The organism is Enterobacter sp. BNK-22 (genome assembly GCF_048684805.1).
Classification (GTDB): Bacteria; Pseudomonadota; Gammaproteobacteria; order Enterobacterales; family Enterobacteriaceae; genus Enterobacter; species Enterobacter quasiroggenkampii.
The window spans coordinates 2,454,033-2,480,452 of sequence record NZ_JBLQTT010000001.1 but is presented as its reverse complement, the minus strand read 5'-3'; the positions used below and the strand labels follow the sequence as shown (position 1 = coordinate 2,480,452).

Genomic DNA, 26,420 nt, shown 5'->3' with positions numbered 1-26,420 from the left:
TGGCGCTAAAAGACCATAACAGTTGGCTCCCCACTCCCTCACAGCGTTTTGATGATTTTTGCCGGATTGCCGCCCACGACAACGTTAGCCGGGACGTCTTTCGTCACCACGGCTCCGGAGGCCACCACCACATTATCACCAATGGTGACGCCAGGGTTAATAACCGCCCGACCACCGATCCAGACATTATTCCCAATGGTGACGGGTTTGCCAAACTCCACGCCGCTGTTCCGTTCCTCTGCATCCAGCGGATGGGTGGCCGTATAAATATGCACACCCGGCGCGAGCATGCAGTTATCGCCGATACGAACGGGGCAGACATCCAGCATCACGCAGTCGAAGTTCGCGTAAAAGTTTTTACCCAGAGAGATGTTATATCCATAGTCGCAGCGGAAGCTCGGTTCGATATAAGCGCCTTCGCTTTGCCCCAGCAGTTCCGCCAGGATGTTCTGGCGTTCTGTCTTTTCATCGGGCGCGGTGTGGTTATAGCGGTACACCAGATGGCGGGCCCGCAGTCTGTCGGCCCGTAACGTCTCATCGCCGGGGCGGTAGTGTTCACCGGCAATCATCTTCTGTTTTTCTACGCTCATAGGAAACCTCTCTGGAAAAGATTACCGCAGGGTAATAGGAACAGGCCAGGAGGGGAACGTTCCCGAAAAGCCGATGTGACTGGCGTCACAACAATGTTGCTGATAAACACGTTTAACACGGAGACCTGGCCTGGGCACAGGGAGCATAACGGGATAGGTAAAAACAGCTTAGAACGTGGCGTAGAACTCTACAGACACCCTTCAAACATTAACGGACAAATTTCCATACAGAAGTAGGGATTTTGTCATACAGCTTATTCATGGTCAGTTCAGCAAGACGATGGTCCGCGGCTGAATAAAATACGGCCAGTTCATTATCAGAAAGCTCGTATTTATTCTTTTCAATGACGCGTTCGAGCGTGTCAATTGACTGACAACGTCGTAAGCGCATCAAATAATCGATTTTTGTGAGTGGTTTATCAGACATAAATTCACCTTAGTAATTGTAATAATTTTAACAGGAAAGACTAACCGGGTTAGCTCTGCTCACGTTGACGAAACAGCGGAATAGCCGGTTTCCCGATTTACGCCATTTTTGCAAATCCTGGGCGTTAATGCCGTAACTACTGAACAACATAAAGGTGTCGTCCAGGTATTCATCAATTTGCTCAATGAGCTTATTATCTTCATTGTACTTAATTTTATAATTAAGTGCGAAGGTTGCGATATGCTCTATCAGCTCATTCAACTGTAAATTGATGGCAGACGTTGGGTCGTTTACCCAGCCATGGTTACTTTCATCAAGGTTGGCAAGGCAGTCATGGTACAAGGATTCGCAGAGAAATTTCAACTGCGCGATATCATGCCTTTTTGGCGAGTATCTCGTCCATAGCGCATCCCCTTCTGAGTGATTTCTTACTCACCGAACATCATAGTCGGGATGGATACAACTGACTTAGCTACATGAGTGCTGTGTTCCTGATAACTTAACTATAAGCCACTCCTTCCTGGATTTCATCGCGCTATTACGAAAAATTACAAATAAAACCGTAGACTGCGAGCATGTACGCAATGTTCCGTCCTGGACACCCTTTTTTTATCCAAATTAACGCGATTTTTTATCGCTTCCTTACGTTTCATTGGCTTAGCAAAACGGCCTGAAAAGTTCAGATTCGAACTTCTCTTTGTCAGAACTTCTTATTAGGAATATTCCTAATAGCTTAAGCGGGGAAATGAAATTAAAAAAATCCTGAATTCACCGATTAAGTTATCAGTTAATTATGATATGTCTAATTAAGATGGCAGAAAATAAATAGAACCACAATAAGCGTAATTTATGATTTTTTCTGAAAATGAAAAAGGCCGCTAATGCGGCCTTTTTATCATGTGAAACCGGTATCAGTGAGGTTCTACCGAATGCGTGTGTTCAATATCCTCATTTTTCCGGCTGAAGCGGCGGCGAACCACCACGAAGAACACCGGTACGAAGAAGATAGCGAGTACGGTTGCGGTAACCATACCACCCATAACGCCTGTACCAACCGCGTTCTGCGCACCGGAGCCAGCACCGGAGCTGATAACCAGCGGCAGTACGCCGAGGATAAACGCCAGTGATGTCATCAGGATTGGGCGCAGACGCATACGAACAGCCTCAAGCGTTGCCTCAATCAGACCTTTACCTTCTTTCTCCATCAGATCTTTGGCGAATTCAACGATAAGTATCGCGTTCTTCGCCGACAAGCCAATGGTTGTCAGCAGGCCTACCTGGAAGTACACGTCGTTGGTCAGTCCACGGAACGTTGCCGCAAGCAGCGCACCGATAACCCCAAGCGGTACCACCAGCATAACGGAGAACGGAATTGACCAGCTCTCGTACAGCGCTGCCAGACACAGGAAGACGACGATCAGTGAAATCGCGTACAGGGCAGGGGCCTGGTTTCCGGACAGACGTTCCTGATAGGACATACCGGTCCAGTCGTAGCCGATCCCCGAAGGCAGTTTGCTCGCCAGCTCTTCCATCAGGTTCATGGCTTCACCGGTGCTTCGGCCCGGAGCGGCCTGACCCAGGATCTCCATCGATGGCAGACCGTTATAGCGTTCCAGACGCGGCGAACCGTATTCCCAGCGAGACGTTGAGAACGCTGAGAACGGTACCATCTGACCATTGCTGCCGCGCACGAACCAGCTGTTGATATCGTTTGGCAACATACGGTATTGCGCCTCGGACATCACGTACACTTTCTTCACGCGACCGCGGTCGATGAAGTCGTTAACGTAGCTACCGCCCCAGGCGGCGCCCAGCGTGGTATTAATGTCACTGATGGATACGCCCAGCGCCTGGGCTTTCTCCTGGTCGATGTCGATTTTGTACTGCGGCGTATCTTCCAGGCCGTTCGGACGCACGCCGACCAGCAGGTCAGGGTGCTTAGCCACTTCGCCAAACAGCTGGTTACGCGCCTGCGTCAGTTTTTCGTGACCCAGACCGCCCTGGTCAATCAGCTGGAAGTCGAAGCCGGTCGCGGTACCCAGTTCAACAATCGCTGGCAGGTTGAAGGCGAACACCATCGCATCTTTAATCTGCGAGAAGGTGCCCATCGCACGGCCGGTAATGGCTTCAACCTTGTTCTCTTTGCCCGGACGTTCAGACCAGTCTTTCAGAGAAACGAAGGCAATACCGGTGTTCTGACCACGACCCGCAAAGCCAAAGCCGTTAACCGCAAACACGGATTCAACGTTGTCTTTCTCTTTGGTGAGGTAGTAGTCCGTCACTTCGTCCAGCACTTTCTGGGTACGCTCTTGCGACGCGCCCGCAGGAAGCTGTGCCATCGTCAGGAACACGCCCTGGTCTTCATCCGGCAGGAACGAGCTTGGCAGACGAACGAACAGGAACGCCATCCCCACGACGATGATGATATAGAGCAGCAGGTAACGACCGGTGCTGCGCAGGATGTTGCCCACGCTGTCGGTGTAGTGGTGCGTGCTCTTATCAAACATGCGGTTAAACCAGCCGAAGAACCCTTTATGCTCGCCATGACCGCCTTTCTGAATCGGCTTCAGCATGGTGGCACACAGGGCAGGCGTCAGGATCAACGCGACCAGCACCGACAGCGCCATCGCGGAAACGATGGTAATTGAGAACTGACGGTAAATCGCACCGGTAGAGCCCCCGAAGAAGGCCATCGGGATAAATACCGCAGACAGTACCATCGCGATACCGACCAGCGCGCCCTGGATCTGACCCATTGATTTACGGGTCGCTTCCTTCGGCGGCAGACCTTCTTCCGCCATTACGCGCTCGACGTTCTCGACCACGACGATGGCGTCATCCACCAGCAGGCCGATGGCGAGCACCATCCCGAACATCGTCAGGGTGTTTATCGAGTAGCCAAATATCGACAGGATCGCAAAGGTCCCGAGCAGAACAACCGGCACGGCAATCGTTGGGATAAGCGTCGCGCGGAAGTTTTGCAGGAACAGGTACATCACCAGGAACACCAGGATGATGGCTTCTACCAGCGTTTTAACCACTTCGTGAATCGAAATTTTGACGAACGGCGTGGTGTCATACGGGTAAACGATTTTCAGACCTGACGGGAAGAACGGTTCCATCTTCTTCAGCTCTGCGCGGATCGCCGTGGCGGTGTCCAGGGCGTTAGCCCCTGTCGCCAGTTTGATACCCAGACCGGAAGCCGGTTTACCGTTGAACTTCGCGATGATGTCGTAGTTCTCACCGCCCAGCTCGACTTTAGCCACGTCGCGCAGGCGAACCTGGGAACCGTCCTGATTCACTTTCAGCAGAATTTTGCTGAACTCATCGGCAGAGGTCAGACGGGTCTGTGCGATGATCGAGGCGTTAAGCTGCTGGCCTTTCACCGGCGGCGTACCGCCTAACTGACCGGCTGCCACCTGGGCGTTCTGCGCTTTAATCGCATTGATCACGTCAACGGGGGTCAGCTGGAAGTTGTTCAGTTTGTTCGGATCCATCCAGATACGCATCGCGTACTGAGAACCGAACAGCTGAACGTCACCCACACCGGAAGTACGGCTGATGGCGTCCTTCATGTTGGCACCCACGTAGTCGGAAATATCCTCCTGCGTCATGGTGCCGTTGGTGTTGATAACGCCGACAACCATCAGGAAGCTGCTGGACGATTTCTCGACGCTCACACCCTGCTGTTGTACTTCCTGCGGCAGCAGAGGCATCGCCAGCTGCAGTTTGTTCTGCACCTGAACCTGCGCAATGTCAGCATCCGTACCTGACTGGAAGGTCAGGGTGATCTGAACTGTACCGGTAGAGTCACTGTTTGAGGACATGTACATCAGGTTATCGATACCGTTCATGTTCTGTTCGATAACCTGAGTGACGGTGTCCTGCACCGTTTTCGCATCAGCCCCCGGGTAGGTTGCGGAGATAGTCACCGCCGGTGGCGCAATCGTTGGATATTGCGCGACAGGCAGCTTCAGGATCGCAAGTCCCCCGGCCAGCATGATGATAATGGCGATCACCCACGCAAATATGGGGCGATCGATAAAGAAATTAGGCATGTCTTAACGGCTCCTGTTTAAGTTAAGACTTGGTTTGTTCTGACTGGCCAGCGGCCGAAGCTTGTTGTTTATCGTCAGATTTCACTTCCTGTGCTTTAACCTGCGCGCCAGGACGAACTTTTTGCAAACCAGAAACAATCACGCGATCGCCATCTTTCAGACCTTCCGTCACCAGCCATTTATCGCCAATCGCCTGTGTGGCGGTGATATTGCGCGTTTCGACTTTGTCATCTGCTCCAACAACCAGCGCGCTCGCATCGCCGCGTGGCGTACGGGTCACACCCTGCTGTGGAACCAGAAGTGCGGTTGGATTCGTTCCTTCTTCCAGACGCGCGCGAACGAACATACCTGGCAGCAGATTCTTGTCAGGGTTCGGGAAAATCGCACGTAAGGTGATGGAACCGGTGGTCTGGTCGACCGTCACATCAGAGAATTCCAGGGTACCTTCCTGCGGGAACTTGATACCGTCGTTGGTGATCAGCTCCACTTTGGCTTTGCCGTTTTCCTGTTTCAGGGTGCCGTTAGCCAGCTCCTGTTTCAGGCGCAGGAAATCATTGCTGGACTGCGTGACGTCAACGTAGATCGGATCGAGCTGCTGCACGGTCGCCAGCGCAGTGGTCTGACCGTTCTGCACCAGAGCCCCTTCCGTCACGGAAGATTTACCAATACGACCGCTGATAGGGGAGGTCACTTTGGTATAGGCCAGGTTAATGCGCGCGGTTTCGACGGCCGCTTTGGCTGCCACCACGGCTGCGTTAGCCTGCTGGGCATCCGCCAGGGCGGTATCGTAATCCTGCTGACTGATGTACTTGGTACCGAGCAGTTTTTGATAGCGGTTCAGCGTCAGCTGAGCAATTTTAGCCGCGGCCTGTGCTTTAGCCAGATCGCCTTTCGCGCTTTCATAAGACGCCTGATAGGTTGCGGGATCAATCTGATACAGAGACTCACCGGCCTTCACATCACCGCCTTCGGTGAAGTTACGTTTCAGGATAATGCCGCTAACCTGAGGACGCACTTCCGCAATGCGGTAAGCATTTGTACGGCCGGGTAATTCGGTAGTGATTTGTAGAGGTTCAGATTTGAGCGTCACAACGCCTACTTCTGGCGCCTGCTGAGCTCCTTGTTGAGCCGGTTTGTCGTCACATCCTGTTAGCGCTAAGCTGCCTGAGAGCATCAGAACGACCGCCAGAGGCGTTAACCCTCTGTTTTTGTTCATATGTAAACCTCGAGTGTCCGATTTCAAATTGATCAAGGGTCCTGAGTCTAAAAACCCATTGCTGCGTTTATATTATCGTCATGCTATGGTACATACATTCACAAATGTATGTAAATCTGACTCCTGTAAATTCACCCACCTATGGCACGAAAAACTAAACAACAAGCGCTGGAAACCCGACAACACATTCTGGATGTGGCAATACGTTTGTTCTCGCAGCAGGGTGTTTCATCTACCTCGCTGGCACAAATTGCTCAGGCTGCCGGTGTGACGCGGGGAGCGATTTACTGGCATTTTAAAGACAAGTCAGATCTGTTCAGTGAAATCTGGGAGCTTTCAGAGTCCAGCATTAGCGATCTCGAGAGTGAGTATCGGGCAAAATTCCCTGACGATCCACTCTCAGTATTGAGAGAAATATTAGTATATATCCTTGAAGCTACGGTAGTTGAAGAACGTCGCAGATTAATGATGGAAATAATCTTTCATAAATGCGAGTTCGTGGGCGAGATGGCGATTGTTCAGCAGGCACAACGCAGCCTCAGCCTGGAGAGCTATGACCGTATTGAATACAACCTGAATCAGTGCATGCAGGCAAAACTGCTGCCGGCCAACCTGTTGACCCGCCGGGCGGCAATTCTGATGCGTAGCTACATTTCCGGTCTGATGGAAAACTGGCTGTTTGCGCCACAGTCGTTTGATCTTAAAGCGGAGGCCCGCAGCTACGTCGCGATTTTACTGGAAATGCTACAGCTCTGCCCGACGCTGCGCAGCGACGCGCCGTCGCTAACCGCCTGACTCATTTCCAGGATTTATCTCAGAGGCTCACGTTCGCGCTATTCTGCTTCCGGCGAGCGTGATATTCTTCACGCCGGACTATTTTCGGTCATCTTCTGACATCATTCACAACTATGCTGCCCATCAATCGCTCGCAACATCCTGTTTTTGCATTGCTCTTTGCGATGCTGTTTTTCTTCGCCACGGCGCCGCTGACCTGGGCCCGCGCCGACAACAGCAACGATATCCCCACGCGTGCGGATGTTCAGTCGCAGCTCGACACGCTGAACAAACAAAAAGAACTCTCTCCTCAGGAAAAACTGACGCAGCAGGATCTGACGGAAACGCTGGAAACGCTGGATAAAATTGAACGCGTTAAGGCAGAAACCGCACAGCTCCGTCAGAAGGTGGCGCAGGCCCCAGAAAACATGCGCAAAGCGACGGAATCGCTGAATGCCCTGAGCGACGTGGATAACGACGACGAAACACGCAAAACGCTCGCGGCGCTCTCCTTACGCCAGCTCGAATCGCGCGTGGCGCAACTGCTCGACGACCTGCAAACGGCGCAGTCCGATCTCGCCACCTACAACAGCCAGCTTGTTTCACTGCAGACCCAGCCCGAGCGCGTGCAAAATGCGATGTACGCCGCGTCTCAGCAGCTGCAGCAGATCCGCAACCGCCTCAACGGCACAACGGTAGGAGAGGGCACGCTGCGCCCGACGCAGCAAACCCTGCTGCTGGTGCAGCAGACGTTGCTCAATGCGCAGATTGAACAGCAGCGTAAAAGTCTGGAAGGGAATACGGTGCTGCAGGACACCCTGCAGAAACAGCGCGATTACGTCACCGCAAACATTAATCGTCTGGAGCACCAGCTACAGCTGCTGCAGGAAGCGGTTAACAGCAAGCGCCTGACGCTGACGGAAAAAACCGCCCAGGAGGCCGTATCCCCTGACGAAACCGCCCGCATCCAGGCCAACCCGCTGGTGAAGCAGGAGCTCGAAGCCAACCACCAGCTTAGCCAGCGCCTGATACTGGCGACCGAAAACGGCAACTCGCTGGTTCAGCAAAATATCAAGGTGAAGAACTGGCTGGATCGCGCCCTGCAGGCGGAACGCAACATCAAAGAGCAGATCGCGGTCCTGAAAGGCAGTCTCCTGCTGTCGCGTATTCTCTACCAGCAGCAGCAGACGCTTCCGTCTGCCGATGAGCTGGAAGACATGACCAACCGCATTGCGGATTTACGTCTGGAACAGTTTGACGTCAACCAGCAGCGCGATGCGCTTTTCCAGAGCGATACCTTTGTCGACAAAATTGAAGAAGGGCACTCCAGCGACGTGAACCCGGAAGTGCACGACGCGCTGCTCCAGGTCGTGGATATGCGTCGCGAGCTGCTGGATCAGCTCAACAAACAGCTGGGCAACCAGCTGATGATGGCCATTAACCTGCAAATCAACCAGCAGCAGCTGGTGAGCGTTTCGAAAAGTCTGCAGGAGATCCTGACTCAGCAGATTTTCTGGGTAAACAGCAACAAACCGATGGACTGGGACTGGATTAAATCCTTCCCTGAGACGCTGAAAACGCAGATCAAGAGCATGAAAATCACCGTAAACTGGGAGAAAGCCTGGCCTGCGGTGATGATTGCCTTGCTGGCGGGGCTACCGCTGCTGCTGATCGCGGGTCTGATTCGCTGGCGTCTGGGCTGGCTGAAAAAATATCAGGCGAAGCTGGCGTCCGAAGTGGGGCAGCTGCGTAACGATAGCCAGCTCCATACGCCAAAAGCGATTCTGATCGACCTTATTCGCGCCCTGCCGGTGTGCCTGATTATTCTGGCCGTGGGCCTGATCCTGCTCACCATGCAGCTCAACGTCAGCGATCTGCTGTGGGCGTTCAGTAAAAAACTGGCGCTGTTCTGGCTGGTGTTTGGCCTGTGCTGGAAGGTGCTGGAAAAAGACGGCGTGGCGGTGCGTCATTTCAACATGCCTGCGCAGCTGACCAGTCACTGGCGTCGTCAGATTGTGCGCATCAGCCTGGCGCTGCTGCCGCTGCACTTCTGGTCGGTTGTCTCTGAGCTTTCCCCGCTGCATCTGATGGATGATGTGCTGGGCCAGCTGGTCATCCTGCTGAACCTGCTGTTGATTGCTATCCTGATGTGGCCGATGTGCCGCGACAGCTGGCGTGATAAAGAGTCCCACAATATCCGTCTGGCCACCGTGACCGTGCTGGCGATCATTCCGCTGGCGCTGATGGTGCTGACGGCAACGGGCTACTTCTATACCACGCTGCGCCTGTCCGGGCGCTGGATTGAAACGGTCTATCTGGTGATCGTCTGGAACCTGCTCTATCAGACCGTACTGCGCGGCCTGAGCGTGGCGGCCCGCCGCATTGCCTATCGCCGTGCCATCGCGCGTCGTCAGCATCAGGTGAAAGAGGGGGCCGAGGGCGCGGAGCCGCAGGAAGAGCCGACCATCGCGCTGGAGCAGGTTAACCAGCAGACGCTGCGCATCACCATGCTGGTGATGATCGCCCTGTTTGCCGTGATGTTCTGGGCGATCTGGTCCGATCTTATTACCGTTTTCGCCTATCTCGACAGTATTACCCTCTGGCAATACAACGGAACCGAAGCCGGCGCGGCGGTCATGAAAAGCGTGACCATGGGCAGCCTGCTGTTTGCGCTGGTGTCGTCGGTGGTCGCCTGGGCGCTGATCCGCAACCTGCCTGGCCTGCTCGAAGTGCTGCTCCTGTCACGTCTGAATCTTCGCCAGGGGGCGTCCTACGCCATCACCACGATCCTCAACTACGTCATCATTATTGTTGGAGCGATGACGGTCTTTGGTTCGCTTGGCGTCTCGTGGGATAAACTGCAGTGGCTGGCGGCCGCCCTCTCGGTCGGTCTTGGTTTTGGCCTGCAGGAGATCTTCGGTAACTTTGTCTCCGGCCTGATCATCCTGTTTGAACGTCCGGTACGTATCGGCGATACCGTCACCATCGGCACGTTCTCGGGAACGGTCAGCAAGATCCGCATTCGTGCGACCACCATCACCGACTTCGATCGCAAAGAGGTGATCATCCCGAACAAAGCGTTCGTGACCGAGCGTCTGATCAACTGGTCGCTCTCGGATACGGTGACGCGCGTGGTGATCCGCCTGGGCGTGGCCTATGGATCGGATCTGGATAAGGTGAAAGAGGTGCTGCTGAAGGCGGCGTCTGAACATCCGAAAGTGATGCACGATCCGGCTCCGGCGGTCTTCTTCACCACTTTTGGGCCGAGCACGCTGGATCACGAGCTGCGTTTATACGTGCGCGAGCTGCGCGATCGCAGCTACACGGTGGATGAACTTAACCGCTCTATCGATCGTCTGTGCCGTGAAAACGATATAAATATCGCCTTCAACCAGCTTGAGGTTCACCTGCGTAACGAGAAAGGTGATGAGCATACGGAAGTGAAGCGCGAGATTAAGGGTGATGACCCCACTCCGGCGTAATCTATAATTTTCCCTCTCCCTGTGGGAGAGGGTTAGGGTGAGGGCAACAGGCCTTCACCTTTGCCTCAAAATCCCGCCGTACAATCTCCAGTGCCTTAAGCACCGTCCCGGCGGGAATATCATGATTCTCCAGCAGCATAATCAAATCGACGGCCAGCTTGACCTCATCGGGTGCATTTTCCAGTGACATGGGTGTGGCTCCTGTTAACGGGTCAAACGTTCTATGACGCGTTCAATGTCATCCAGCGCCTGACGGCAGCGGACGATGCGTCCTTCCAGCGCGCTAATCTCGCGCATCAATAGCTGCTGCTCTTCCAGCGTTTCGCTGTTGTTCAGGCGCACCTCGCGTTCGCGCTTCATCTCAAACAGTCGGCGTTCAAACTCCTGGTTCTCCAGCCGCTTGCGCTGCCATTTGCCGAGCCCCGGTGAGGCGCTGTCCCAGGCGCGCAGCGGCCAGGCGGCGATTTCGCGATGCAGCGCGGTGATCTGCTCGGTGAGATGCGCCGCAAGCCACGCCACCTGTTCCTGCTGTTCATGCTCAACCGCATGGCGAAGCTCGTCGAGGTTCGTCTGCGCTTCAGCCAGGTAATCCTGAATAACGGTGCTGCGGGTACGAAAAAGCTGCCGGTCAAAGCGCGGTTTCAGCGTGGCGTGCCCCATCAGCGGCGTGGCCTGCTCCCGCAGAGCAATCAGCTGATTTTGCAGCCTCTCAAGAAGCAGTGCTGTTTTCAAGGCGCTCTCCAGTGGTAAAGTAGCCGTTCAGTTTGATAACGATTCGCATTATGCAGCGTACTATTTTAATCATCATTGGCTGGCTCGCGGTAGTGCTTGGCACGCTGGGTGTGGTTTTACCCTTGCTGCCGACCACGCCGTTTATCCTGCTGGCGGCCTGGTGCTTCGCCCGCTCGTCACCGCGTTTTCACCACTGGCTGCTCTATCGCTCATGGTTTGGCGGCTATCTGCGGCACTGGCAAAAACACCGGGCCATGCCGCCCGGCGCCAAGCCGCGCGCGATCGCGGTGATCCTCATCACCTTCGCCATTTCATTATGGCTGGTGAAAATGATGTGGGTGCGGATCCTGCTGCTGGTCATCCTGACCTGCCTGCTTATCTTCATGTGGCGGATCCCCGTGGTTGATGAAAAGCAACAAAAGCACTGAAGCCTTATCATGGCTGTTGCAATTATTGCGTACAGCCAGTAAATTCGACCGTTTTCGAGCACAGGCGCGCCTGGTTAAAGGTTAAACAATTGTTACCTTTGCCGACCCGTTGCGCGCCGTGAGTAACACTGTTTCATTTAGGCACAAACCGATGACCGCAACTGCACAGCAGCTTGAATATCTGAAAAACAGCATCAAAAGCATCCAGGACTATCCAAAGCCTGGCATTCTTTTCCGTGATGTCACCAGCTTGCTGGAAGACCCGAAAGCGTACGCGCTCAGCATTGAACTGCTGGTCGAGCGTTATAAAAACGCCGGGATCACCAAAGTAGTAGGTACCGAAGCCCGTGGCTTCCTGTTTGGCGCACCGGTTGCGCTGGCGATGGGCGTAGGTTTTGTGCCGGTGCGTAAGCCGCGCAAGCTGCCGCGTGAAACCATTGCAGAAAGCTACGAGCTGGAGTACGGCACCGATCAGCTGGAGATCCACGTTGACGCGATCAAGCCTGGCGACAAAGTGCTGGTGGTTGACGATCTGCTGGCGACCGGCGGCACCATTGAAGCGACCGTGAAGCTGATCCGCCGTCTGGGTGGGGAAGTGACCGACGCGGCCTTCATCATCAACCTGTTCGATCTCGGCGGTGAACAGCGCCTGGAAAAACAGGGTATTACCAGCTACAGCCTGGTGCCTTTCCCGGGTCACTAATCCCGGTTTTCACAACCTCGCTCAATGGGTGAGGTTGTGATAGCATTCCCCTCCATAAATTCACCTTCCAGCGTTGCAGAGCCTGCCCATGAGTTATCAGGTGTTAGCCCGTAAATGGCGACCACAAACCTTTGCTGACGTTGTCGGTCAGGAACATGTGCTGACGGCCCTGGCGAACGGCTTGTCGCTAGGTCGCATCCATCACGCCTATCTTTTTTCCGGCACCCGTGGCGTCGGTAAGACCTCTATTGCCCGTTTGCTGGCAAAAGGTCTCAACTGCGAAACCGGGATCACCGCCACGCCGTGCGGCGTGTGTGATAACTGTCGGGAGATCGAGCAGGGGCGTTTTGTCGATCTGATCGAGATCGATGCCGCTTCGCGCACCAAAGTGGAAGATACCCGCGACCTGCTCGACAACGTGCAGTACGCCCCGGCGCGCGGCCGCTTCAAGGTCTACCTGATCGATGAAGTGCACATGCTGTCGCGCCACAGCTTTAACGCCCTGCTGAAGACGCTGGAAGAGCCGCCCGCGCACGTGAAGTTCCTGCTGGCGACCACCGATCCGCAAAAGCTGCCGGTCACGATTTTATCGCGCTGCCTGCAGTTCCACCTGAAGGCGCTGGACGTTGAGCAGATCCGTGCGCAGCTTGAGCATATTCTTGATGAAGAGAAGATTGTCCACGAACCGCGCGCCCTGCAGCTGCTTGCCCGCGCGGCGGACGGCAGCCTGCGTGATGCATTAAGCCTGACCGACCAGGCGATTGCCAGCGGTGACGGCAAGCTCTCCACCGAGGCGGTCAGCACCATGCTTGGCACGCTGGATGACGATCAGGCGCTGTCGCTTATCGAAGCGATGATTGCCGCTAACGGCGAACGCGTGATGTCGCAGGTGAACGCGGCCGCTGCCCGCGGTATTGAGTGGGAAGGGCTGCTGGTTGAGATGCTCAGCCTGCTGCACCGCGTGGCGATGCTGCAGCTTTCTCCTTCCGCGATTGGTGCGGATATGGCGGCCATTGAACAGCGGATGCGTGAGCTTGCCCGCACCGTGCCGCCTGCCGACGTGCAGCTTTATTACCAGACGCTGCTGATTGGCCGCAAAGAGTTACCGTTTGCGCCGGATCCGCGGATGGGCGTTGAAATGACGCTGCTGCGCGCGCTGGCGTTCCACCCGCGCATGCCGCTGCCGGAGCCGGAAGTGCCGCGACAGTCTTTCGCGCCGGTCGCGCCCACGGCGGTGATGTCACCGCAGCAGGTGCCGCCGCAGCCGACGCCGCCACCGCAGCAGAACGTACCGCTGTCGGATGCCACCAGTTCGGTGCTTGCCGCGCGCAGCCAGCTGCAGCGTGCCCAGGGAGTAACCAAACCAAAAAAGAGTGAACCGGCAGCGCCAGGAAGAGCGCGGCCGGTGAACAACGCCGCGCTTGAACGACTGGCCTCGGTAACGGAGCGCGTTCAGTCGCGTCCGGCACCGTCCGCGCTCGAGCAGAAAGCCCCGGTGAAAGAAGAGGCTTACCGCTGGAAGGCAACCACCATCACCGAAACCGTGAAGGAAGAGGTGGCCACGCCGAAAGCGCTGAAAAAGGCGCTGGAGCATGAAAAAACGCCGGAGCTTTCCGCGAAGCTTGCTGAAGAGTCGATTGCGCGCGACGCCTGGGCCGCCGAGGTCAGCAAACTCCAGTTGCCGAAGCTGGTCGAGCAGGTCGCGCTGAACGCCTGGAAAGAGCAGGACGGCAATCAGGTGCGTCTGCACCTGCGTCCTGGCCAGCGTCACCTGAATTCCCCTGGCGCGCAAAAGGCGCTGGCCGAGGCGCTTGCCGCTTTACAGGGGGCACCGGTTGAATTGACTATCATTGAAGATGATAATCCGGCAGTGAAAACGCCGCTCGAGTGGCGCCAGGCCATTTATGAAGAGAAGCTCGCGCAGGCGCGCGAGGCGATTATTGCGGATAACAACATTCAGACCCTGCGCCGGTTCTTCGACGCCGATCTGGATGAAGAGAGTATTCGCCCCATTTGATCGTGAGTCTGACTTACGGTTGTAATCCTTAAACGTGAAAGAAGAGAGAAGCCTATGTTTGGTGGAAAAGGCGGTCTGGGTGGCCTGATGAAGCAGGCTCAGCAGATGCAGGAAAAAATGCAGAAGATGCAGGAAGAGATCGCTCAGCTGGAAGTCACGGGTGAATCCGGTGCCGGTCTGGTCAAGGTGACCATCAACGGTGCGCACAACTGCCGTCGCGTGGAAATCGACCCGAGCCTGCTCGAAGACGACAAAGAGATGCTGGAAGATCTGGTTGCAGCCGCGTTTAACGATGCCGCTCGCCGTATCGACGAAACCCAGAAAGAGAAAATGGCCTCCGTGTCCAGCGGCATGCAGCTGCCGCCTGGCTTCAAGATGCCGTTCTGATGCAAACCAGTCCGCTGCTCACGCAGTTAATGGAAGCACTGCGCTGCCTGCCGGGCGTTGGCCCGAAGTCGGCGCAGCGCATGGCGTTTACGCTATTGCAGCGCGACCGCAGCGGCGGGATGCGCCTGGCGCAGGCTTTAACCCGCGCCATGTCAGAAATCGGTCACTGTGCGGATTGCCGTACCTTTACCGAGCAGGACGTGTGTAACATCTGCACGAACCCGCGTCGTCAGGAAAACGGCCAGATTTGCGTGGTGGAGAGTCCGGCGGACATCTACGCCATCGAACAAACCGGGCAGTTTTCCGGCCGCTATTTCGTGCTGATGGGGCATCTCTCCCCGCTGGACGGTATTGGCCCGGACGATATCGGTCTTGACCGCCTTGAACAGCGTCTTGAATCCGAAACGATCAAAGAGGTGATCCTCGCCACCAACCCCACGGTGGAAGGGGAGGCAACCGCCAACTATATTGCCGAGCTGTGCTCGCAGTATGGCGTTGACGCCAGCCGCATCGCCCATGGCGTGCCGGTCGGCGGCGAGCTGGAGATGGTGGACGGCACCACGCTGTCGCACTCTCTGGCCGGACGTCACAAGATTATTTTCTGACCAAACGGAGGCTGCGTGCGCGGCCTCCGCTTGAAAATTTCCCCCCGTATCCCCATCTCTCACTCAACGTTTTAAAACCCCATTAAATGGCATTGTTGAGGTCGACATAGATGAAAGGACAAGAAACCCGTGGTTTCCAGTCAGAAGTAAAACAGCTTCTGCACCTGATGATCCATTCCCTGTATTCCAACAAAGAAATTTTCCTGCGTGAGCTGATTTCCAACGCCTCGGATGCGGCGGACAAGCTGCGCTTCCGCGCGCTGTCTAACCCGGATCTGTACGAAGGCGACGGCGAGCTGCGCGTGCGCGTCTCGTTTAATAAAGAGAACCGCACCCTGACTATCGCCGATAACGGCATCGGGATGAACCGCGACGAGGTGATCGACCACCTCGGGACCATCGCGAAATCCGGCACTAAGGCGTTCCTGGAGTCCATGGGCTCTGACCAGGCGAAAGACAGCCAGCTCATCGGCCAGTTCGGCGTCGGTTTCTACTCGGCGTTCATTGTGGCGGACAAAGTTACCGTGCGCACCCGTGCGGCGGGCGACAGCGCTGAAAACGGAGTGCTGTGGGAATCCAAAGGGGAAGGCGAATACACCGTTGATGACATCACCAAAGCGGACCGCGGCACCGAAATCACCCTGCACCTGCGTGAAGGGGAAGATGATTTCCTGAACGACTGGCGCGTGCGCTCCATCATCAGCAAATATTCCGACCACATCGCCCTGCCGGTCGAGATTGAAAAACAGGAAGAGAAAGACGGTGAAACCGTGGTTTCCTGGGAGAAAATCAACAAGGCGCAGGCGCTGTGGACGCGCAACAAGTCTGAAATTAAAGACGACGAGTACAACGAATTCTACAAGCACATCGCCCACGACTTTACCGACCCGCTGACCTGGAGCCACAACCGTGTGGAAGGTAAGCAGGAGTACACCAGCCTGCTGTACATCCCGGCACAGGCGCCGTGGGACATGTGGAACCGCGATCACAAGCACGGCCTGAAGCTGTACGTGCAGCGCGTCTTCATCATGGACGACGCCGAGCAGTTCATGCCGAACTACCTGCGCTTTGTCCGCGGCCTGATCGATTCCAACGACCTGCCGCTGAACGTCTCCCGTGAAATTCTGCAGGACAGCACTGTCACCCGTAACCTGCGCAACGCCCTGACCAAACGTGCGCTGCAGATGCTGGAAAAACTGGCGAAAGACGATGCGGAAAAATATCAGACCTTCTGGAAACAGTTCGGCCTGGTGCTGAAAGAAGGCCCGGCAGAAGACACCGCGAACGTTGAAACCATCGCCAAACTGCTGCGCTTCGCCTCTACGCACACCGACTCCTCCGCGCAGACCGTGTCGCTGGAAGAGTACGTCTCCCGCATGAAAGAAGGGCAGGAGAAGATCTACTACATCACCGCCGACAGCTACGCCGCGGCGAAGAGCAGCCCGCACCTGGAGCTGCTGCGTAAGAAAGGCATCGAAGTGCTGCTGCTTTCTGACCGCATCGACGAGTGGATGATGAACTACCTGACCGAGTTCGACGGTAAGGCGTTCCAGTCCGTTGCCAAAGCCGACGAATCTATCGACAAGCTGGCGGATGAAGTGGATGAGAACGCGAAAGAAGCCGAGAAGGCGCTGGAGCCGTTCGTTGAGCGCGTGAAAACCCTGCTGGGTGACCGCGTGAAAGAGGTGCGTTTCACTCACCGTCTGACCGACACCCCGGCCATCGTCACGACCGATGCCGACGAAATGAGCACCCAGATGGCGAAGCTGTTCGCGGCAGCGGGCCAGGCGGTACCGGAAGTGAAATATATCTTTGAGCTTAATCCGGATCATCCGCTGGTGAAACGCGCGGCGGATACCCAGGACGACGCCCGCTTTGCCGAGTGGGTTGAACTCCTGCTGGATCAGTCCCTGCTGGCCGAACGCGGCACGCTGGAAGATCCTAACCTCTTCATTAAACGTGTGAATGCGCTGCTGCTGGCGTAATTGAGCACGCCTCTCCTGGTCTTCTCCCTCTCCCCGTGGGAGAGGGCCGGGGTGAGGGCACCAGACCGCACAACTCCAAATTATCTCCCCCCATTAACCGTTTCAGCCTTCCTGCCTTCCTTGAGCGATGCCCGTTCTGGTGGTATTGTTTAGCGCTTTTGAAAAATTGAAACGACTTTTGAGGGGATTTTCGCAATGCGTATTATTCTGCTTGGCGCTCCGGGCGCGGGTAAAGGAACTCAGGCTCAGTTCATCATGGAGAAATACGGTATTCCGCAAATCTCCACCGGTGATATGCTGCGCGCCGCTGTAAAATCTGGCTCCGAGCTGGGTAAACAGGCGAAAGACATCATGGACGCAGGCAAGCTGGTGACCGACGAGCTGGTAATTGCTCTGGTCAAAGAGCGCATTGCTCAGGAAGACTGCCGTAACGGTTTCCTGCTGGACGGCTTCCCACGCACCATTCCTCAGGCTGACGCCATGAAAGAAGCGGGCATCAACGTGGACTACGTTCTGGAGTTCGACGTACCGGACGAGCTGATCGTTGACCGCATCGTTGGCCGTCGCGTACACGCTGCTTCTGGCCGCGTTTACCACATCAAATTCAACCCGCCTAAGGTTGAAGGCAAAGATGACGTGACCGGCGAAGAGCTGACCACCCGTAAAGACGATCAGGAAGAGACCGTGCGCAAGCGCCTGGTGGAATACCATCAGATGACCGCGCCGCTGATCGGCTACTACACCAAAGAAGCGCAGGCGGGTAACACCAAATACGCCAAAGTCGACGGCACCAAAGCCGTGGCTGATGTACGTGCAGAGCTGGAAAAAATCCTCGGCTAATTGCACTTCTCTCACCCGGGTCCTCCGGGTGAGAAATATTCTCATCTTACCTATTGCAGCAATGGGTTCCGTTTAAACGCATTTCCGCTACAATTGACAACCATTCAAATGGTTAAGAGGCGTGAATGAGTCAGGCGAAAACCGGCATCCTGCTTGCCAATCTGGGCACTCCAGAAGCACCTACATCAGACGCGGTAAAACGCTACCTGCGACAATTTTTAAGCGACACGCGCGTCGTGGATTTTCCGCGACTGCTGTGGTGGCCGCTGCTGCGTGGCGTCATTCTGCCGATTCGTTCTCCGCGCGTCGCCAAACTCTATCAGTCCGTATGGATGGAAGAGGGCTCGCCGCTGATGGTCTACAGCCGTCGCCAGGAAAAAGCGCTGGCCGCCCGCCTGCCGGATATGCCCGTCGCGCTCGGCATGAGCTACGGCAAACCCTCTCTGGAAAGCGCGGTAGAATCCCTGCTGGCGCAGGGCGTGGACCATATCGTGGTGCTGGCGCTCTACCCGCAGTACTCCTGCTCGACGGTGGCCGCCGTCTGGGACGAGCTGGCGCGCATTCTGGCGACCCGCCGCCGCATTCCGGGCGTGACCTTTATTCGCGACTACGCGGATAACGAGCTCTACATCAAGGCGCTTGCTAACAGCGCGCGCGCGTCGTTTGAAAAGCACGGTGAGCCGGATCTGCTGCTGCTCTCCTATCACGGGATCCCGCAGCGTTTCGCTAACGAAGGGGATGATTACCCGCAGCGCTGTCGCGATACCACCCGCGAGCTGGTCTCCGCCCTTGGCCTGCCGCCGGAGAAGGTGATGATGACCTTCCAGTCGCGCTTCGGCCGCGAGCCGTGGCTGACGCCGTACACCGATGAAACCCTCAAAATGCTCGGCGAGAAGGGCGTGAAGCATATTCAGGTGATGTCGCCGGGCTTCTCGGCAGACTGTCTGGAAACGCTGGAGGAGATCGCGGTGCAAAACCGGGAATTTTTCCTGGAGGCTGGCGGCGAAAAGTACGAATACATTCCGGCGCTTAACGACTCGCCTGAGCATATCGACATGATGGTCTCGCTGGTGACGAACAGCCGCTGATCGCACTCCGGGTCGGGTTTGTGCTACCATTCCCGGCCCATATTCTTCGTACAGTTCAGACCATGAAATTTCCCGGTAAACGCAAATCCAAACACTACTTCCCCGTCGATGCCCGCGATCCGCTCCTGCAGCAAATCCAGCCAGAAAATGAAACCAGCGCGGCGTGGGTCGTCGGTATCGATCAGACGCTGGTGGACATTGAAGCCAAAGTGGATGATGCGTTTGTCGCCCGTTACGGTCTGAGCGCCGGACATTCGCTGGTGATTGAAGACGACGTTGCCGAAGCGCTGTACCAGGAGCTGGTGCGCGAAAACCTGATTACCCATCAGTTCGCCGGTGGCACCATCGGCAATACCATGCATAACTACTCCGTGCTGGCCGACGACCGTTCGGTACTGCTCGGCGTGATGTGCAGCAACATTGAAATTGGCGGCTACGCTTACCGCTATCTGTGCAACACCTCCAGCCGTACCGATCTGAACTATCTTCAGGGCGTCGACGGCCCGATTGGCCGCTGCTTTACGCTGATCGGCGAATCCGGCGAGCGGACCTTTGCCATCAGTCCTGGGCATATGAACAAGCTGCGCGCGGAAAGCATTCCCGAAGAGGTGATTGCGGGCGCCTCGGCGCTGGTGCTGACCTCCTACCTGGTGCGATGCAAGCCGGGCGAGCCGATGCCGGAAGCGACCATGAAGGCGATTGAGTACGCGAAGAAGTACGACGTGCCGGTCGTTCTGACGCTGGGCACCAAATTCGTGATTGCCGATAACCCAGAGTGGTGGCAGGCGTTCCTGAAAGAGCACGTCTCGATTCTGGCGATGAACGAAGAGGAGGCCGAAGCGCTGACCGGTGAAAGCGATCCGCTGCTGGCGTCCGATAAAGCGCTGGACTGGGTGGATCTGGTGCTCTGCACCGCGGGCCCTGTCGGACTGTATATGGCCGGCTTCACGGAGGAAGAGAGCAAACGCAAAACCCAGCATCCGCTGCTGCCCGGCGCGATTGCCGAGTTTAACCAGTACGAGTTCAGCCGCGGCATGCGTTACAAGGATTGCGTGAATCCGCTGCGTATTTATTCTCACATCGCCCCCTACATGGGCGGTCCGGAGAAGATCATGAACACCAACGGCGCAGGCGACGGCGCCCTGGCCGCGCTGCTGCACGACATTACCGCCAATGCCTACCACAAAACCAACGTGCCGAATTCCAGCAAGCATAAGTTCAGCTGGCTGACCTATTCGTCGCTGGCGCAGGTGTGCAAGTACGCCAACCGCGTAAGCTATCAGGTGCTGAACCAGCACTCACCGCGCTTAACGCGTGGCCTGCCGGAACGGGAAGACAGCCTCGAAGAGGCGTATTGGGATCGGTAAATGTAAAAAGGCAACGTAAGTTGCCTTTTTTAATGTTTGTTCCCTCTCCCCGTGGGAGAGGGCCAGGGTGAGGGCATCAGGCCGCACCAAACCTACCCCGTCACCGCCTCTTCAACCGGCGGTTTCTCCAGTAGCGTCAGCATGGTGTTAGCAATCTCGCGCTCGCCCATCACCACCTTATCTGCACCGCGCTCGGTAATGTACTCCACCTCGTCGTCATAGTGCGCCCGGGCGATAATCTCAATCGTTGGGCACTTCGCGCGCGCGGAAGCCACAATCTCACCCGCTTCATAGCCGTTGGGTATGGTGAGCAGCAGCCAGCGGGCGCAGTCCAGATGCGCCAGATTCATGATCTCTTCGTTCGCCGCGTTGCCCAGCACCGCGCGAATACCGCGCTCGCGCAGCTCGTCGACGCGGGTGCGTGAGGTTTCAATCACCACCAGCGGAATACCCTGCGCCATCAGCTTCTCGCCGAGCAGGCTGCCCACGCGGCCAAAGCCGACCAGCAGGGCGTGATTGCAAATATCCACCGGGATCTGCTTCTCTTCTTCGATGGCCTCTTCGAGCGTCTGCTCTTCCAGCGTTTCGGTTTTGTCGAGGTATTTTTCCAGCAGGGCAAACAGGACCGGGTTCAGCATAATCGACAGGATCGCCCCCGCCAGCACCAGGTTTTGTCCCGCCTGCGGCAGCAGGTTCAGGGCCATGCCCAGACCGGCCAGAATAAAGGCGAACTCGCCAATCTGCGCCAGGCTGGCGGCAATGGTCAGCGCCGTCCGCGGGGAGTGACCGAACATTCGCACCAGGAAGAAGGCGGCGAGCGACTTACCAAAAATAATGATCGCCAGCGTGCCCAGCACGGCCAGCGGCTGCTGGATCAGCACCAGCGGGTCAAACAGCATCCCGACGGAGACGAAGAACAGCACGGCAAACGCATCGCGCAGCGGCAGCGTATCGTGCGCCGCACGGTGGCTCAGCTCGGATTCGTTCAGCACCATCCCGGCGAAGAACGCGCCCAGGGCAAAGGAGACATCAAACAGCTCAACGGCACCAAAGGCGATGCCCAGCGCCAGCGCCAGCACGGAGAGGGTGAACAGCTCGCGGGAGCCGGTCGCCGCGCTGCGGGACATGATCCACGGTACCAGACGGCGGCCCACCAGCATCATGATGGCGATAAACGCCACCACTTTACCGATGGTGATGCTCATATCCAGCGCCAGCGAGGCGAAGCCGACGTTGTCTTTTTCCATCATCCCGGCGACGGCGGGCAGCAGCACCAGCGTCAGGACCATGACCAGATCTTCAACAATCAGCCAGCCAATCGCGATCTGCCCGCGCTGGCTGTCAATCAGCTGTCTCTCCTCAAGCGCGCGCAGCAGCACCACGGTACTGGCGGTTGAGAGACACAGCCCAAATACGATACCGGTCATTAACGACCAGCCCAGCACGGCCGAAAGCGCCATCCCAAGCAGCGTCGCCACCCCTATCTGGGCGATCGCTCCCGGTATGGCAATCGACTTTACCGCCATCAAATCCTTCAGGGAAAAGTGCAGACCGACGCCAAACATCAGCAGAATCACGCCCAATTCCGCCAGTTCAGGGGCCAGTTTGGTATCCGCAACGAAACCTGGCGTAAACGGTCCCGCCAGCACACCTGCCAGCAGATAGCCGACAAGAGGAGAAATACGCAGTTTATTGGCAATCATGCCGAGGATAAAAGCGAGCACAAGTCCACCAACAATGGTGGTGATAAGCGGTGTGGCGTGGTGCATTCCGTCTCCTTTCGTTGTGGGTGTTCCTTTTTGGTGAAAAACCAAAAAACCGAGTAATAGTTTATGACAATTTTTACTCTTATGTTTATGAATAATTGTTGAAGTTTGAATAAAACAGCAATATGCGCGTAAAAAAGCGCATTTTGATAAATTCAGCGAGAGGAGAAAGAAGAAACCCTTATGGCATCAGGGTGTCAGGCAGCCAATGTCACACTTTGGCTGCCCGTAATTCACGCTTTGTGGCGGTTATCAGGCAGGAATATGGTCAACATCCCAAGAAGTGGCAGGAAAGCGCAGATTTTATAAACCAGGAAGATGCTGGTGTGATCCGCAACCATCCCTAACACCGCTGCACCCAGCCCGCCCATGCCGAAGGCAAAACCGAAAAAGAGTCCGGAAACCATACCGATACGGCCAGGCAGCAGCTCCTGAGCATAGACCAGAATGGCGGAAAACGCGGAAGCGAGGATAAAACCAATAATCACGGTTAAAATTCCCGTCCATTCAAGGCTGGCGTACGGCAAAATGAGGGTAAAGGGCGCCACACCGAGGATAGAGCCCCAAATGACATATTTACGCCCAATCTTATCCCCCACAGGCCCGCCAATGACCGTGCCGGCCGCAACGGCGAACAGGAAGGCAAACAGGTGAATCTGCGCATTTTGTACCGATAATCCGAATTTTTGCATCAGATAAAAGGTGTAATAGCTGCTGATGCTCGCCATATAGAAGTATTTCGAGAAAATCAGCACCAGCAGGACGGCTACCGCCAGGATAACCTTATTGCGCGGCAGGGGATTGATAACCTTCGCTTTAGGTTTTCCTTTATTGACGCGATGCTGAGCGGCATACCAGCGGCTAATCTGCGCCAGCACAATAATCGCCAGCAGCGCGGCCAGCACAAACCACGCCACGTTGCCTTTACCGTAAGGGGCAATGATTACTGCGGCCAGCAGCGGGCCGAGAGAGCTACCAAAGTTACCGCCCACCTGGAAAAGTGACTGCGCCAGGCCGTGACGACCACCGGACGCCATCCGCGCCACGCGGGAGGACTCCGGATGGAACACGGACGAGCCGGTACCCACCAGCGCGGCGGCGATCAGCACGGCTTCAAAACTCCCGGCCATGGCGAGCAGCACCAGACCGCTTAGGGTAAAGCACATGCCGATCGGCAGCGACCACGGCATCGGGTATTTATCCGTCCAGTAGCCCACCACCGGCTGCAGCAGCGAGGAAGCTAGCTGGAAGGTCAGGGTGATCATCCCGATCTGCACGAAGGTTAACGAAAACTCGGACTGCAGCAGCGGATAAATTGCCAGAATCAACGACTGGATCATGTCGTTGAGCAGGTGTGAAAGACTGATTGCACCTAAGACTTTAAAGGAGGTGCGCGACGCCGGCGCGCCCGGAACGGGCTGGGTTGATTCACTGATTGCCATAAATACCACGTTTTGTTAGCAGAAGTGCAGGGAGTAATTATTATCCGACTAACATACCCGCCTGCGACATTTGAAGAAAGTCGCAATTATGAAAACTTATTTGTCTATTCTTATTAGTCACTGTAATTTCTGCCTTTGTCTATTGGTCAGGGAGAGAGAAGATGAAGTTAATGAAGCGGGGCGTCGCGCTGGCGCTCATCGCGGCGTGGGGGCTGGTAAGCCTGCCCGCGCAGGCGTATGAAAAAGACAAAACCTATAAAATTACCATTCTGCATACCAACGACCACCACGGTCATTTCTGGCGCAGTGAATACGGCGAATATGGCCTCTCGGCACAAAAAACGCTGGTGGACGGCATTCGTAAAGAGGTCGCAGCCCAGGGCGGCAGCGTGTTGCTGCTCTCAGGCGGCGATATCAACACCGGCGTGCCGGAATCCGATTTGCAGGACGCCGAACCCGACTTTCGCGGCATGAATCTGATTGGCTACGACGCGATGGCCGTCGGTAACCATGAATTTGATAATCCGCTGACCGTACTCCGTCAGCAGGAAAAATGGGCCAAATTCCCGTTCCTCTCCGCCAATATTTACCAAAAAAGTACCGGCGAGCGCCTGTTTAAGCCGTGGGCACTGTTTAAGCGTCAGGATCTGAAGATCGCGGTCATCGGCTTAACCACCGACGATACGGCGAAAATTGGCAACCCTGAGTTCTTCACCGATATCGAATTCCGCAAACCGGCGGACGAAGCGAAGCTGGTGATTCAGGAGCTGCAGCAAAACGAAAAGCCGGACGTCATTATCGCCACCACGCACATGGGGCACTACGACAACGGTGAGCACGGCTCTAACGCGCCCGGTGACGTGGAGATGGCGCGCAGCCTGCCTGCGGGCTCGCTGGCAATGATTGTGGGTGGTCACTCACAGGATCCAGTGTGTATGGCATCCGAGAACAAAAAGCAGGTGGACTACGTCCCGGGCACACCGTGTGCGCCAGACCGTCAAAACGGTATCTGGATTGTGCAGGCGCACGAGTGGGGCAAATACGTGGGTCGGGCAGACTTTGAGTTCCGTAACGGCGAGATGAAGCTGGTTCATTATCAGCTCATTCCGGTCAACCTGAAGAAGAAAGTCACTTACCCTGACGGGAAAAGCGAGCGCGTACTTTACACGCCAGAGATCGCTGAAAACCAGCAGATGCTCTCCCTGCTGACGCCGTTCCAGAACAAAGGCAAGGCGCAGCTGGATGTGAAAATCGGTACGCTGAACGGTCGTCTGGAGGGGGACCGCAGTAAAGTTCGCTTCGTGCAGACCAACATGGGCCACCTGGTGCTCGCGGCGCAAATGGCGCGCACCGGGGCTGATTTTGGCGTAATGAGCGGCGGCGGCATTCGTGATTCCATCGAAGGCGGAAACATCACCTATAAAGACGTCCTGAAGGTGCAGCCGTTCGGTAACGTGGTGGTCTATGCCGACATGAGCGGGAAAGAGGTCATTGACTACCTGACCGCCGTGGCGCAGATGAAGCCGGATTCCGGAGCCTATCCGCAGTTTGCCAACGTGAGCTTCGTAGCGAAAGACGGCAAGCTTAACGACCTGAAGATCAAAGGCGAACCGATTGACCCGGCAAAAACCTACCGTCTGGCGACGTTAAGCTTTAACGCTACCGGCGGCGACGGCTATCCGCATATTGATAATAAACCGGGATACGTGAACACCGGCTTTATCGACGCGGAAGTGCTGAAGCAGTATATCGAGCAGAATTCGCCGATTGACGTGAATGCGTATGAGCCGAAAGGTGAGGTGAGCTGGCAGTAGTGCCGTTGTGTTGCCCGGTGGCGCTGCGCTTACCGGGCCTACGGGTGCAAAATGTAGGCCGGGTAAGGCGTAGCCGCCACCCGGCTTTTTTTACTCCCGGCGGGCAATATCCGCAAACTTCGCGTCCAGCATTTTTGCCAGATCGCCCGCGGCCAGCTCAATATCCAGCCCGCGTTTGCCGCCGGAGATAAAGATGGTCTCAAACTCCTGTGAAGGGGCATCGATCAGCGTCGGCAGGCGTTTTTTCTGCCCGAGTGGACTGATGCCGCCCACCAGGTAGCCCGTGGTGCGCTGCGCCACCATCGGATCCGCCATATCCACCTTCTTCGCCCCCAGCGCTTTGGCGACTTTCTTAAGGTCCAGCTGTCCTGCCACGGGCGTCACCGCCACGGCGAGGTGCTTCATATCGCCATTCACCGCCACCAGCAGCGTTTTATAAACCTGGTCAGCGTTCAGCCCCAGCTTACGCACCACTTCATCACCAAAGTTGGTTTCATTCGGATCGTGATCGTAGGTGTGGATCCGGAAAGAAATGTTGTTTTTTTCGAGTAATTTAACGGCGGGAGTCATAGCTATCCTTCTTACGACAGACAAATCATGCCAACAGCATACGCCTGACGTTTGTCTAAAAAATAGCACCATCTTGCGCAATAGTGTTGGCAGTGATGGTCACTTTGAGCGACAATCGGCTCAACCGAA

21 protein-coding genes, 1 pseudogene and 1 other annotated feature are annotated in these 26,420 nt (G+C 56.0%); of the genes and pseudogenes, 12 read left to right on the top strand and 10 right to left on the bottom strand.

Annotated elements, in window-relative coordinates:
* Nucleotides 1-38 precede the first annotated feature (38 nt).
* The 5 genes and pseudogenes from maa to acrA all read right to left on the bottom strand — a co-directional run bounded on the left by maa (nt 39) and on the right by acrA (nt 6,291).
* On the bottom strand, nt 39-590 hold the full coding sequence (maa, locus tag ACMGGE_RS11740) for a maltose O-acetyltransferase (protein ID WP_045909755.1): 552 nt from the start codon (nt 588-590) through the stop codon (nt 39-41).
* Between the two features lie 208 nt (nt 591-798).
* Entirely contained in the window at nt 799-1,017 is a 219-nt protein-coding gene (locus ACMGGE_RS11735; protein ID WP_008499287.1) for an HHA domain-containing protein, read from the bottom strand.
* Nucleotides 1,018-1,044: 27 nt separating this feature from the next.
* Nucleotides 1,045-1,410, bottom strand: a pseudogene (gene tomB / locus ACMGGE_RS11730) (Hha toxicity modulator TomB); the annotation flags it as partial.
* Nucleotides 1,411-1,928: 518 nt separating this feature from the next.
* On the bottom strand, nt 1,929-5,075 hold the full coding sequence (gene acrB / locus ACMGGE_RS11725) for a multidrug efflux RND transporter permease subunit AcrB (RefSeq protein ID WP_045909754.1): 3,147 nt from the start codon (nt 5,073-5,075) through the stop codon (nt 1,929-1,931).
* A 22-nt stretch (nt 5,076-5,097) separates the two neighbouring features.
* Entirely contained in the window at nt 5,098-6,291 is a 1,194-nt protein-coding gene (gene acrA, locus ACMGGE_RS11720; RefSeq protein ID WP_045909753.1) for a multidrug efflux RND transporter periplasmic adaptor subunit AcrA, read from the bottom strand.
* Nucleotides 6,292-6,432: 141 nt separating this feature from the next.
* Here acrA and acrR point away from each other — a divergent pair, with 141 nt between their 5' ends.
* Both acrR and mscK read left to right on the top strand, forming a co-directional pair.
* Nucleotides 6,433-7,086, top strand: a complete 654-nt coding sequence (acrR, locus tag ACMGGE_RS11715) for a multidrug efflux transporter transcriptional repressor AcrR (RefSeq protein ID WP_048225918.1) — start codon at nt 6,433-6,435, stop codon at nt 7,084-7,086.
* A 113-nt stretch (nt 7,087-7,199) separates the two neighbouring features.
* Complete coding sequence (gene mscK / locus ACMGGE_RS11710) at nt 7,200-10,547, top strand: mechanosensitive channel MscK (RefSeq protein ID WP_420293780.1); 3,348 nt, start codon at nt 7,200-7,202, stop codon at nt 10,545-10,547.
* 1 nt (nt 10,548) lies between these two features.
* Here mscK and rsmS read toward each other — a convergent pair whose 3' ends face one another.
* Nucleotides 10,549-10,737 carry a pleiotropic regulatory protein RsmS gene (gene rsmS / locus ACMGGE_RS11705; protein WP_111967307.1) on the bottom strand — a complete coding sequence of 63 codons (189 nt, stop codon included), beginning with the start codon at nt 10,735-10,737 and terminating at the stop codon, nt 10,549-10,551.
* A 14-nt stretch (nt 10,738-10,751) separates the two neighbouring features.
* Nucleotides 10,752-11,279, bottom strand: a complete 528-nt coding sequence (gene priC / locus ACMGGE_RS11700) for a primosomal replication protein N'' (RefSeq protein WP_234081281.1) — start codon at nt 11,277-11,279, stop codon at nt 10,752-10,754.
* 50 nt (nt 11,280-11,329) lie between these two features.
* Here priC and ACMGGE_RS11695 point away from each other — a divergent pair, with 50 nt between their 5' ends.
* From ACMGGE_RS11695 to ACMGGE_RS11655, 9 genes are all read left to right on the top strand, one after another.
* A complete protein-coding gene (locus tag ACMGGE_RS11695) occupies nt 11,330-11,707 on the top strand; it encodes a DUF454 family protein (RefSeq protein ID WP_013095896.1) in 378 nt (125 codons plus the stop codon).
* A gap of 151 nt (nt 11,708-11,858) precedes the next feature.
* Complete coding sequence (gene apt, locus ACMGGE_RS11690) at nt 11,859-12,410, top strand: adenine phosphoribosyltransferase (protein ID WP_000127359.1); 552 nt, start codon at nt 11,859-11,861, stop codon at nt 12,408-12,410.
* Nucleotides 12,411-12,498: 88 nt separating this feature from the next.
* Nucleotides 12,499-14,427, top strand: a complete 1,929-nt coding sequence (gene dnaX / locus ACMGGE_RS11685; RefSeq protein ID WP_048030118.1) for a DNA polymerase III subunit gamma/tau — start codon at nt 12,499-12,501, stop codon at nt 14,425-14,427.
* Nucleotides 13,757-13,821 (top strand) — a sequence feature (DnaX frameshifting element). It overlaps the preceding gene by 65 nt.
* 54 nt (nt 14,428-14,481) lie before the next feature.
* Nucleotides 14,482-14,814 carry a YbaB/EbfC family nucleoid-associated protein gene (locus ACMGGE_RS11680; RefSeq protein ID WP_003858972.1) on the top strand — a complete coding sequence of 111 codons (333 nt, stop codon included), beginning with the start codon at nt 14,482-14,484 and terminating at the stop codon, nt 14,812-14,814.
* On the top strand, nt 14,814-15,419 hold the full coding sequence (gene recR, locus ACMGGE_RS11675) for a recombination mediator RecR (RefSeq protein WP_008499298.1): 606 nt from the start codon (nt 14,814-14,816) through the stop codon (nt 15,417-15,419). Before ACMGGE_RS11680 ends, recR begins: the two co-directional genes overlap by 1 nt.
* Nucleotides 15,420-15,529: 110 nt before the next feature.
* Nucleotides 15,530-17,404 carry a molecular chaperone HtpG gene (htpG, locus tag ACMGGE_RS11670; protein WP_045909747.1) on the top strand — a complete coding sequence of 625 codons (1,875 nt, stop codon included), beginning with the start codon at nt 15,530-15,532 and terminating at the stop codon, nt 17,402-17,404.
* A gap of 195 nt (nt 17,405-17,599) precedes the next feature.
* A complete protein-coding gene (gene adk / locus ACMGGE_RS11665; RefSeq protein WP_006809841.1) occupies nt 17,600-18,244 on the top strand; it encodes an adenylate kinase in 645 nt (214 codons plus the stop codon).
* 125 nt (nt 18,245-18,369) lie between these two features.
* Nucleotides 18,370-19,332, top strand: a complete 963-nt coding sequence (hemH, locus tag ACMGGE_RS11660; RefSeq protein ID WP_032646187.1) for a ferrochelatase — start codon at nt 18,370-18,372, stop codon at nt 19,330-19,332.
* Between the two features lie 62 nt (nt 19,333-19,394).
* Entirely contained in the window at nt 19,395-20,699 is a 1,305-nt protein-coding gene (locus ACMGGE_RS11655; protein ID WP_047716279.1) for an inosine/guanosine kinase, read from the top strand.
* A gap of 92 nt (nt 20,700-20,791) precedes the next feature.
* Here ACMGGE_RS11655 and ybaL read toward each other — a convergent pair whose 3' ends face one another.
* Together ybaL and ACMGGE_RS11645 are read right to left on the bottom strand one after the other, a co-directional pair.
* The gene (ybaL, locus tag ACMGGE_RS11650) at nt 20,792-22,468 is read right to left on the bottom strand and encodes a YbaL family putative K(+) efflux transporter (protein ID WP_045909744.1); all 1,677 of its coding nucleotides are present in this window, start codon (nt 22,466-22,468) and stop codon (nt 20,792-20,794) included.
* Between the two features lie 230 nt (nt 22,469-22,698).
* Nucleotides 22,699-23,907: an MFS transporter gene (locus ACMGGE_RS11645; protein WP_021241625.1), complete on the bottom strand. Its 1,209-nt coding sequence runs from the start codon at nt 23,905-23,907 to the stop codon at nt 22,699-22,701.
* 161 nt (nt 23,908-24,068) lie between these two features.
* Between ACMGGE_RS11645 and ushA the strand changes: the two genes are divergently transcribed.
* Nucleotides 24,069-25,721, top strand: a complete 1,653-nt coding sequence (gene ushA / locus ACMGGE_RS11640; RefSeq protein ID WP_196364935.1) for a bifunctional UDP-sugar hydrolase/5'-nucleotidase UshA — start codon at nt 24,069-24,071, stop codon at nt 25,719-25,721.
* Between the two features lie 90 nt (nt 25,722-25,811).
* Here the strand turns inward: ushA and ybaK are convergent, their stop codons facing one another.
* On the bottom strand, nt 25,812-26,291 hold the full coding sequence (ybaK, locus tag ACMGGE_RS11635; protein WP_059311188.1) for a Cys-tRNA(Pro)/Cys-tRNA(Cys) deacylase YbaK: 480 nt from the start codon (nt 26,289-26,291) through the stop codon (nt 25,812-25,814).
* Nucleotides 26,292-26,420: the final 129 nt, after the last annotated feature.

Coding starts and splice junctions, on each gene's coding strand:
- acrB (WP_045909754.1), bottom strand. CDS start 5,075: ATGCCTAATTTCTTTATCGATCGCCCCATATTTGCGTGGGTGATCGCC.
- htpG (WP_045909747.1), top strand. CDS start 15,530: ATGAAAGGACAAGAAACCCGTGGTTTCCAGTCAGAAGTAAAACAGCTT.
- mscK (WP_420293780.1), top strand. CDS start 7,200: ATGCTGCCCATCAATCGCTCGCAACATCCTGTTTTTGCATTGCTCTTT.
- recR (WP_008499298.1), top strand. CDS start 14,814: ATGCAAACCAGTCCGCTGCTCACGCAGTTAATGGAAGCACTGCGCTGC.
- hemH (WP_032646187.1), top strand. CDS start 18,370: ATGAGTCAGGCGAAAACCGGCATCCTGCTTGCCAATCTGGGCACTCCA.
- ushA (WP_196364935.1), top strand. CDS start 24,069: ATGAAGTTAATGAAGCGGGGCGTCGCGCTGGCGCTCATCGCGGCGTGG.
- rsmS (WP_111967307.1), bottom strand. CDS start 10,737: ATGTCACTGGAAAATGCACCCGATGAGGTCAAGCTGGCCGTCGATTTG.
- acrA (WP_045909753.1), bottom strand. CDS start 6,291: ATGAACAAAAACAGAGGGTTAACGCCTCTGGCGGTCGTTCTGATGCTC.
- ybaL (WP_045909744.1), bottom strand. CDS start 22,468: ATGCACCACGCCACACCGCTTATCACCACCATTGTTGGTGGACTTGTG.
- ACMGGE_RS11655 (WP_047716279.1), top strand. CDS start 19,395: ATGAAATTTCCCGGTAAACGCAAATCCAAACACTACTTCCCCGTCGAT.
- ybaK (WP_059311188.1), bottom strand. CDS start 26,291: ATGACTCCCGCCGTTAAATTACTCGAAAAAAACAACATTTCTTTCCGG.
- adk (WP_006809841.1), top strand. CDS start 17,600: ATGCGTATTATTCTGCTTGGCGCTCCGGGCGCGGGTAAAGGAACTCAG.
- acrR (WP_048225918.1), top strand. CDS start 6,433: ATGGCACGAAAAACTAAACAACAAGCGCTGGAAACCCGACAACACATT.
- ACMGGE_RS11680 (WP_003858972.1), top strand. CDS start 14,482: ATGTTTGGTGGAAAAGGCGGTCTGGGTGGCCTGATGAAGCAGGCTCAG.
- ACMGGE_RS11645 (WP_021241625.1), bottom strand. CDS start 23,907: ATGGCAATCAGTGAATCAACCCAGCCCGTTCCGGGCGCGCCGGCGTCG.
- dnaX (WP_048030118.1), top strand. CDS start 12,499: ATGAGTTATCAGGTGTTAGCCCGTAAATGGCGACCACAAACCTTTGCT.
- apt (WP_000127359.1), top strand. CDS start 11,859: ATGACCGCAACTGCACAGCAGCTTGAATATCTGAAAAACAGCATCAAA.
- ACMGGE_RS11735 (WP_008499287.1), bottom strand. CDS start 1,017: ATGTCTGATAAACCACTCACAAAAATCGATTATTTGATGCGCTTACGA.
- maa (WP_045909755.1), bottom strand. CDS start 590: ATGAGCGTAGAAAAACAGAAGATGATTGCCGGTGAACACTACCGCCCC.
- ACMGGE_RS11695 (WP_013095896.1), top strand. CDS start 11,330: ATGCAGCGTACTATTTTAATCATCATTGGCTGGCTCGCGGTAGTGCTT.